This window comes from Gryllotalpicola sp. CP2-P1, from assembly GCF_057512245.1.
This window is the reverse complement of the sequence record NZ_JBLRDT010000005.1, coordinates 25,466-32,757: the sequence shown is the minus strand read 5'-3', so window position 1 is coordinate 32,757 and position 7,292 is coordinate 25,466. Positions and strand designations below refer to the sequence as shown.

Here is a 7,292-nt window from a genome sequence, read left to right as displayed (position 1 = left end):
CGTCCCCGCCGAGCGCGGCTGGCAGGGCCTCGTCCGGAAGGCCTCCTTCGGGCTGATCAACCCGGCACCCGGCGCCGCCGAGCTCGCCCGCCGCGAGGCGATCGCGAAAGTGCAGCGCACCTTCGCAGGCCCGCGCACGATCGTCGTCATCAACCCCAAGGGCGGCGCCCACAAGACCACCGCGACGATGATGCTCGCGGCGACCTTCGGCGAGCACCGGGGTGGCTACACACTCGCCTGGGACAACAACGAGACGCGGGGAACGCTCGGCTGGCGGGCGCGCCCGGCGGCGCACCACAACAGCGCCGTCAGCCTGCTGCACGACCTCGACCGCTTCGGCGACACCGGCTCGTCGCGCATCGGCGACCTCGACGACTACGTGCGCGCGCAGGGCTCGGCCCAGTTCGACGTGCTCGCGAGCGACGAGGACCCCAACGCCACGCAGCTGGTCGACGGCCATGCGTTCGACAGCCTGCACGGCACCCTGCAGCGCTTCTACCGCCTCATCGTCATCGACACCGGCAACAACATGCGCGCCCCGAACTGGCTCGCCGCCGTCGAAGCGGCCGACCAGCTCGTCATCGTGACGACCGTGCGCGAGGACACCGCGGCCAGCGCGGCGTGGCTCGTCGACGGGCTGCGCGAGAAGGGCCTCGACGACAAGATCGACAACGCCGTGACGGTGCTGTCGGCGACGACCGACTCGCCCGACCCGCAGCTCGCACGCCGGCTGCGCGGCCACTTCGGCTCGCTCACCCGCGCCGTGCTCGAGGTGCCGCACGACCCGGCCCTCGTCGACGGCGGCGCGATCAGCTACGAGCTGCTCTCGCGCGCCACGCGCGAGGCGTGGCTCACGGTCGCCGCCACGGTCTCCGACGGACTGTAGGCCCGGGCGGTCTCCGCACCCGCCCGCGGTGCCAGGATGGAGTCATGGCTCGAGTCGCGATCATCGGCGCACATGGCAAGATCGGTCAGGAGCTCATGCGCGAGCTCTATGACGCAGGTCACGACTTCGTCGGCATAGCGCGCGGTGAGGAGCACGCCGAGGACATCTTCCGCCTGGGCGGCGAGGGCGTCACGCTCGACCTCGAGGCGACCGACGCGGCGACGCTCGCCGCGGCCCTCGAGGGCTGCGATGCCGTGGTCTTCACGGCGGGCGCCGGCCCGAACAGCGGAGTCGAGCGCAAGCGCACCGTCGACTACGGGACGTCGGTGCTCTCTGCAGAGGCGGCGCAGGCCGCGGGCATCCGCCGTTTCATCCAGATCTCGGCGGCTGGCGTCGACGACCCGAGCACCAAGACCGTCGTGCCCGACCCGCAATGGGCCGCGTATGTCGATGCGAAGCGCGACGCCGACGCCCGGCTGCGCGAGTCGGGCCTCGACTGGACGATCCTGCGCCCCACCGCGCTCACGACCGCCGACGGGACGGGTCGCATCGAGCTCGCAGAGCACGTCGACCGTGCGAACGGGTCGATCCCCCGGGCCGACGTCGCCGCGACCGTCCTCGCCGTGCTGGAGAACCCGGGAACCATCGGTGAACAGTGGGAGCTCACCGGCGGCTCCACGCCCATAGACGAAGCGGTCTCGCGGCTAGTCTGAGTGCCATGACGTCGGCCGACAAGCCGTGGCTCGCGCACTACGCCCCCCGCGTGGCGCCTGAGATCCCGGCCGTGACAGAGTCCCTGCCCCGCCTGATCGAACGCACCGTCACGGACTTCCCCAACGCGGTCGCCCTCGACTTCCTCGGCGCCGAGACGCGCTATCGCGAGCTCGGCGAACAGATCGACCGCGCCGCAGAAGGTCTGCGGAAACTCGGAGTGAAGCGCGGTGATCGTGTCGCGCTGGTGCTGCCGAACTGCCCTGAGCACATCGTCGCGTTCTATGCGGTGCAGCGGCTCGGCGGCGTCGTCGTCGAGCACAACCCGCTCTACACCGACCGCGAACTGCGGCACCAGTTCGAAGACCACGGCGCGCGCTTCGCGATCGTGTGGCAGAAGATCGCTCAGAAGGTGCTCGATCTGCCCGACGACCTCGCGGTGGGCGTCGTCGTCTCGGTCGACATCACGCAGGGGCTCCCCGCGTCGAAGCGGTTCGCGATGAACCTTCCCGTGAAGGCCGCGCGCGAGGCGAAGGCGAAGATGTGGGGTCCGCTGCCCCGGGGCGCGATGCCCTGGGAGAAGCTGCTGAAGAACCGGCGCATCTCGCAGAAGGTGCCGCGGCCCGAGGCATCCGACCTCGCCGTCATCCAGTACACCAGCGGCACCACCGGCACACCCAAGGGCGCCATGCTCACGCATGCGAACCTGATCGCCAACGCGACCCAGTGCCAGGCCTGGATTCCCGACGTGAAGCGCGGCACCGGCATCGTCGTCTACGCGATGCTGCCCGTCTTCCACGCCTACGGGCTCACCCTCGGCCTGACCTTCGCGATGTCGATGGGCGCGCGGCTCGTGCTGTTCCCGGCCTTCGACCCCGACCTCGTTCTCGCGGCGCACAAGAGGCACCCGGCGACCTACCTGCCGGCGGTTCCGCCGATCATCGACCGGCTGCTCACGCGCGCGCAGGAGAAGAAGGTCTCGCTCGCAGGCATCACGCTCGGCGTCTCGGGCGGCATGGCGCTCGACGTCTCCCTGATCGAGAAGTGGGAGAGCGCGACGGGCGGATTCCTCGTCGAGGGCTATGGCCTGAGCGAGACGAGCCCGATCCTCATGATCAACCCGCTCACCGACGAGCGGCACGCCGGCAGCATCGGCCTTCCGGTCTCGAGCACCGACGCGAAGATCGTCTCGCGCGACGATCACGAGACCGAGCAGCCGCCGGGCGAGCCCGGCGAGCTGATGGTGCGCGGCCCGCAGGTGTTCTCGGGGTACTGGAAGCGCCCTGAAGAGACCGCGGCCGTGCTGCGCGACGGCTGGTTCCGCACGGGCGACATCGCGGTGATGGACGAGCGCGGGTTCTTCGAGATCGTCGACCGCATCAAAGAGCTGATCATCACCGGCGGTTTCAACGTCGCGCCGAGCGAGGTCGAAGAGGCCGTCGTCGCGCTCGAGGGCGTGCAGGACGCGGCCGCCGTCGGCCTGCCCGACCCGCACTCGGGCGAGAAGGTCGTCGCCGCCGTCGTGATGGCGCCGGGTGCGCCGTTCGACCCCGTGGCGATGCGCGCGGCCCTGCGCGAGAACCTCACGCCCTACAAGGTGCCGCGCGAGATCGTGCAGCTCGACGAGCTGCCCCGGAACATGATCGGCAAGGTGCTGCGCAAGAAGGTGCGCGAGCAGTTACTGCAGGGCGAAGACCAGCAGGCTTGACGTCGCCGTCGCAACAAGGCGGCCCGCGCCGTCGGTCAGGCGCCCTTCGGCGAAGGCGACCCGCGAGCCGGGCTTCGTGACGACGCCCTCGCACCGCAGCGGCCCGCTGCCGGCGACGATCGGCCGCAGGTAGCTGACCGAGATGTCGATCGAGGTGTAGCCCTGCCCCGGCTGCAGAGTGGTCTGGGCCGCGCAGCCGATCGCCGAGTCGAGCAGGGTGCACGCGAGGCCGCCGTGCACGGTGCCGATCGGGTTGTAGTGCTGCTCGCCCGGGCGGCACTCGAAGACCACCCGGCCCTCCTCGACCTCGGCCAGAGTGAACCCCATGAGCTTGGCGATCGGGGCCGGCGGGTAGGTGCCGTCGGCGAGGCCCTTCACGTAGTCGAGGCCGCTGACGGCGGGGATCTGAGCGGCGCCCGGGGCGGGGTCGTCCCACTCGATGGTGAGAGAGCGGCTCGGGACATCCGTGTCAGTCATGGGTCGAGCGTATGCCGCGTGCCAGCCTTAGCGCGTGAGTTCTTCCTCATCCTCCAACGACGACCGCCCGAGCAGCCTCGCCGCTCGTCGGATCGTCATCATGCTGCTCGGCGGCGCCGCTGCGGCGACCATCACCGGGCTCGTGAGCTCGTGGTGGTACGCCGGGGTCGTCGGCTGGATCGTCGCCTGCCTGATCTATGTCGCCTGGGTGTGGTTCCATCTCTGGCCGCTCGATGCCGCGGCGATGCGCTCGCACGCGACGCGCGAGGACCCGGGCATCTTCCTGAGCGACGTGCTGGTGATCGGCGCCAGCATCGCGTCACTGGCCGCGGTCGCGCTCATCCTCGTCCGCGCAGCCCACGACCCGGCCGCCCAGCGCGCGGCGATCGGCGGTGTCTCGGTGCTGAGCGTCGCACTGTCGTGGTTCCTCGTGCACACGCTGTACGCGCAGCGCTACGCGCGCGAGTACTACATGGTGCCGGCCGGCGGCATCGACTTCCCGACGCAGGACGGCGGCACCGACGACGAGCCCGTGTTCAGCGACTTCGCTTACACGGCGTTCGATCTCGGCATGACCTATCAGATCTCGGACACCGCGGTGCGCACCACGCGGCTGCGGCGCATCGTGCTGCGCCACACCCTGCTGTCCTACCTCTTCGGCACCGTGATCCTGGCCTCGACGATCAATCTCGTCGTGAGCCTCGGCACCTCGAACTAGGCCCGCGCGGACCGGCGGGCGCCACGCCGCGCGATCGGCGTCACGATCGCGCGCCAGCCCAGCAGGAAGACGCCGAGCACGACGGCCGCCACGATCACGAAGCTGAGCTCGACGCCCTGGCTCGAGACGACGCGCAGCAGCATGCCCACGATCACGGTCAGCAGCCACACGGGCACGCCGGTGCGCACGAGCGCGAGCGGGCGCCGCCACGCGGCGGTCACGAGCCACGCGAGCAGCGTTCCCACGAGGAACGGCCAGGCCACCTTCACGACACCGCCGAAGCTGAGGTCTTCGCCGTGGCTGACGCGGCCGATGACCGTGAACAGCACGACCAGCGCGACGTCGAGCACGACGGAAAGGAACACCCAGCGGCTGGGATCGATGGCGGGTGCGGATGCCGGGCGCTCAGGTGCTGTCATAGGAAGGATTCTTCCCTACGCGAGTTCGAGGAACCCCGTGAAGACCAGCTCGCGCACCCGGGGAAGCAGCTCGGCGCGCAGCTCGACCTCGTCGACCTCGAAGAGGGCCGCGACGGCGTCCACGATCTGGCCCACCGTGAGCTCGCCGTCGCACGCGCCGACGAGCCCCGACAGCGCCGGGTCGACCTGCACCGCCCGCCCGAAGCCCGCGCCCTGGCGCAGCGAGATGACGATCGGCGCCTCGTCGCCGGGCCACGAGTGCCGTTCCTCGGTGACGTCGGGCGCGACCTTCAGGCGCAGCCCCGCCAGCTCGGCGTCCGTCAGCCCGCCGACCGCGTCATGCACCGCGAGCGCCTGCGCGACGTGCTCGCCGATCCCGGCAGGGTTCGTGCCGCTCGACTCGACCTGCTCGAAGCGCGCGAGCGTGGGAGCGGTGCCTTCCGTGGGCGCGCGCAGGGTCAGGTAGCCGAAGCCGACGTACTCGACCCCGCGGGCCGTGAAGTCCTCGAGCCAGCGGTCGTACCAGAGGTCGTACTCGGGGTCGCCGGCGCGCGTGCCGCCGTCGCGGATCCAGGTTTCGGCGTAGCGCGGCGCGTCCTGCAGCTCGCGCTCGACGACCCACGCGTCGAGCCCGTCCGCCCACGCGCGCACGCGGTCGAGCCCGTCGACGCCGCCGACGTACTCCCAGTTGCCGAGCAGCTGGGCGACGCCGCCTGGGGCGAGATGCGCGCGGATGCCGGCGAGCACCCGCTGCACGAGCTCATCGCCGGTGAATCCCCCGTCTCGATACTCGTACTCGGGCACGTCGGCGACGCGCGGCGTGATCACGAACGGCGGGTTGCTTACGATGTGGCCGAATCGCTCGCCCGCCACCGGCTCGAACAGGCTGCCGAGTCGGAACTCGATGCCGCCGATGCCGTTGAGCCGGGCATTGAACTCGGCGTACTCGAGCGCGCGGGCCGAGATGTCGGTCGCGATCACGCGGCGCGCGTAACGGGCGACGTGCATCGCCTGGATGCCGCAGCCGGTGCCCAGGTCGAGCGCGAGCTCGACCTCGCGGCCGATGATCAGGCTCGACAGCGTCGTCGAGGCGCCACCGACCCCGAGCACATGGTCGGGCCCGAGCGCGTGCCCGAGAGCGAGCTCTCCGAGGTCGCTGGCGATCCACCACTCGGCCTCACCGAGTCGATCGGCGAACGCGTAGGGGCGCAGATCGACAAGCGGTGTGATGAGGTCGGATGCCGGATCGGTCTCGTCGAGCTCGACGAGACCCAGGGCCGCGGCGCCGTCGGCCGCGAGCTCGGGCAGAGCCGCGTCAAGCTCGGGCCCCGCGACGGGCAGCCCGAGCACGAACAGCCAGGCCAGCGTGCCGGCCGGCGTGATCTCGCCGGCGGCGCGGGCCTCGGCCAGCTCACGCTGAGCCGGCACGCGGTGGGAGCGGGTCAGCGCTCCCCCGGCGGACTCCGACCAGAGGCCGCGAACGGTGTCGACCGTGAAGTCGGCCGCTGCGAGGTCGGCGCGAAGAAGGGCGATCAGGTCCGTGTCGATGCGGGGCACGCCCTCGATCCTGTCATGGCGTCGCGGCCGCCGCCTTCGCTCGAGCCTGCACGGTCTGCTCGAGCAGCGCGCTCGACTCGATGGCACCCATGAGCGGCAGCACGAGCACGCGGCCGAAGCGCGCACAGGGGTGCCGCGCGCCGATCTCGACCGCCTCGTCTCGGCTCGACGCCGTGATCAGGTCGAAGCCCGAGAACCACTCCTTGAACTCGGCCACCGGCGCGTCGGTGACGAAGACCTCCCCCTGGCGCTTCGTGACGAGCCGCGCGTCCTCGCGGCCGGTGAGCCGCTCGCCGAAGATACGGTGGTCGGCGACCGCCTCGAGCCAGTCGAAGATGTCGTCGGCCTCCTGGCTGTAGGGCTCGGCGTCGGGAGCATCGGTGAACAGCAGCAGGTACTGCTGGGTGTTATCGGTCATCGTTCCTACTTCCCTTCCTGGTCTTCCAGAGCCGGGATCACGAGGACCCGGCCAATGCGCGCTGTCGGATGCGCGGAGAGCATCGCGACGGCCTCGTCCATGTCGCTCGCCTCGATCCACTCGGCACCCATGAACCACTCCTTGAACTCGGGGAATGGGCCGTCCGTCACCGTGACGACGCCGTCTCTCACCGCTATCTCGCGCGCCGTGCTCGCGTCGCTCACGCGCTCGCCGTTCGGCTCCCAGCCCTCTGGGCCCGCGCGCCGGGCGAGCCAGGCGTCCATGCGAGGCCCGTCGATCTCGTCCGACCAGGCAGGCGCCTCTGCGTCCGTCAGATGCAGCACCAGGAACCGCTTGCGCTCCCACACCTCAGTCCACCCCTTCCACACGTGCTTCGG

The 7,292-nt window shown here is 70.8% G+C and carries 9 protein-coding genes; 4 read left to right on the top strand and 5 right to left on the bottom strand.

From position 1 onward, the window contains the following. The 3 genes from ACM2XV_RS01080 to ACM2XV_RS01070 form a co-directional block, all read left to right on the top strand. A partial coding sequence (locus tag ACM2XV_RS01080; protein ID WP_487025702.1) for a MinD/ParA family ATP-binding protein occupies positions 1 to 886 on the top strand: 886 nt, incomplete at its 5' end. Between the two features lie 44 nt (positions 887 to 930). After that, positions 931 to 1,599: an SDR family oxidoreductase gene (locus ACM2XV_RS01075; protein ID WP_487025701.1), complete on the top strand. Its 669-nt coding sequence runs from the start codon at positions 931 to 933 to the stop codon at positions 1,597 to 1,599. Positions 1,600 to 1,604: 5 nt separating this feature from the next. After that, positions 1,605 to 3,305 carry a long-chain-fatty-acid--CoA ligase gene (locus tag ACM2XV_RS01070; protein ID WP_487025700.1) on the top strand — a complete coding sequence of 567 codons (1,701 nt, stop codon included), beginning with the start codon at positions 1,605 to 1,607 and terminating at the stop codon, positions 3,303 to 3,305. Here the strand turns inward: ACM2XV_RS01070 and ACM2XV_RS01065 are convergent. Further along, the gene (locus ACM2XV_RS01065; RefSeq protein WP_344778783.1) at positions 3,276 to 3,782 is read right to left on the bottom strand and encodes a PaaI family thioesterase; all 507 of its coding nucleotides are present in this window, start codon (positions 3,780 to 3,782) and stop codon (positions 3,276 to 3,278) included. The two genes, ACM2XV_RS01070 and ACM2XV_RS01065, sit on opposite strands and share 30 nt — an antisense overlap. Before the next feature lie 34 nt (positions 3,783 to 3,816). Between ACM2XV_RS01065 and ACM2XV_RS01060 the strand changes: the two genes are divergently transcribed. Next, a complete protein-coding gene (locus ACM2XV_RS01060) occupies positions 3,817 to 4,500 on the top strand; it encodes a DUF1345 domain-containing protein (RefSeq protein ID WP_344778781.1) in 684 nt (227 codons plus the stop codon). On the opposite strand, the gene ACM2XV_RS01055 is transcribed toward ACM2XV_RS01060, so the two are convergent. The 4 genes from ACM2XV_RS01055 to ACM2XV_RS01040 are packed head-to-tail and all read right to left on the bottom strand — an operon-like array spanning position 4,497 to position 7,283. Then, on the bottom strand, positions 4,497 to 4,919 hold the full coding sequence (locus tag ACM2XV_RS01055; protein WP_344778779.1) for a DUF3054 domain-containing protein: 423 nt from the start codon (positions 4,917 to 4,919) through the stop codon (positions 4,497 to 4,499). The genes ACM2XV_RS01060 and ACM2XV_RS01055 overlap by 4 nt on opposite strands. 15 nt (positions 4,920 to 4,934) lie before the next feature. Further along, on the bottom strand, positions 4,935 to 6,476 hold the full coding sequence (locus ACM2XV_RS01050) for a DUF7059 domain-containing protein (protein ID WP_487025699.1): 1,542 nt from the start codon (positions 6,474 to 6,476) through the stop codon (positions 4,935 to 4,937). 13 nt (positions 6,477 to 6,489) lie between these two features. Continuing rightward, positions 6,490 to 6,894, bottom strand: coding sequence for a YciI family protein (locus ACM2XV_RS01045; protein ID WP_344778775.1), 405 nt, complete (start codon positions 6,892 to 6,894; stop codon positions 6,490 to 6,492). Positions 6,895 to 6,899: 5 nt separating this feature from the next. Further along, complete coding sequence (locus ACM2XV_RS01040; RefSeq protein WP_487025698.1) at positions 6,900 to 7,283, bottom strand: YciI family protein; 384 nt, start codon at positions 7,281 to 7,283, stop codon at positions 6,900 to 6,902. Positions 7,284 to 7,292: the final 9 nt, after the last annotated feature.